Here is a 1,212-nt window from a genome sequence, read left to right as displayed (position 1 = left end):
CACGAAGGGCAGGCGCAAGACGGTCGTGACCAATCGGGGCACCTGGACCTACAGCTATCGCGGGGGCGACGGTGGGGACGGCCAGCTCGCGGGAGGAATCTTCGATCCGGCTGACCCCAACGAGCCCGAACAGATCTTCAGCTACGCGTCTGATGGGATCGGGCGGCGGGTGGATTTCGCGGGCAATGCGGGCGACACGCTGAACCGCTTTCTGCAAATGGTTCACCCGCAAGTGCCGAAGCCTCTTTACGTCACGGCGGATCCCTCCGCGCGTGTCTGGGTCAACGGCGCGGAACTCAACCCCGCACCGGATGACTTCGACGGCTTCGCGGCGGTGCCGCTCGGGCATCCCGGATCGGCGGGCGGCTGGGTCGGCTGGGAGGTGAAGGGCGTCATCGAGAACGGCGGCGATGCCGGGGCCTTCCCCGATGCGGTGTCCGAACTGAAGGGGCAGCTTTGGTTTCCGCCGGAAACGGAGAACTTCACTTATGATGCCGATGGGAACCGGGACAGTTCGGCGCTGTGGGACTACGGCTGGGATGGTCGCAATCGCTTGGTACGGGCGGCGACACGCGACCGGCTGAGTGCGCCGGAAGGGTGGGATGTGGAGTTTGACTACGATGCGGAGGGGCGGCGCTTCAAGAAAGTCGTCACGCGCTATGAAGACGGTGACCCCGTCGAGCGGAAGACGATCTGGTTCGTCTGGGACGGCTGGGATCTGCTCTACGAACGCCACGAGGATGCGTTTGGCAACCGGCTCTTCGATCGCAAGTATGTCTGGGGTCCGGACATCGCCGACGGGTCGGCAGGCGGTGCGGGCGGACTGCTGCTGATGCGCGAGAAGCGCGGGCAGGCGACGCAGGACTACTACCCGCTGTATGACGGCAGCGGGCATGTTGTTGCGCTGAGCGACGATGCGGGCAATCTGGTCGCCGAGTATTGGTACGGGCCGTTTGGCGAGTTGATCGAAGCCAAGGGCGAAATGGCCGACGCAAACCCGTGGAGATACGCCACGAAGTATCACGACAAGGAGACGGGGCTCTACTACTTCGGCCACCGCTACTTCGACCCGGTGACAGGCCAGTGGCTGAGCCGCGAGCCGCTCGGTGAAAGCGAGAGTCTGAACCTGTATCTCTACGCCCACGGGGACCCGGTGAACCGGGTGGATGTGCTGGGGTTTGCGGCATACGCCTACGATTCGTCGATGAGCGA

At 64.4% G+C, this 1,212-nt stretch carries 1 protein-coding gene; it reads left to right on the top strand.

All coding sequences use genetic code 11. The features are described 5' to 3' along the window. A partial coding sequence (locus ACG2LG_RS23880; protein ID WP_396263381.1) for an RHS repeat-associated core domain-containing protein occupies positions 1 to 1,212 on the top strand: 1,212 nt, incomplete at both ends.

The sequence above is a fragment of the Haloferula sp. A504 genome (assembly GCF_044385805.1).
Classification (GTDB): domain Bacteria; phylum Verrucomicrobiota; class Verrucomicrobiia; order Verrucomicrobiales; family Akkermansiaceae; genus Haloferula.
This window is presented reverse-complemented; position numbering and strand designations above follow the sequence as displayed.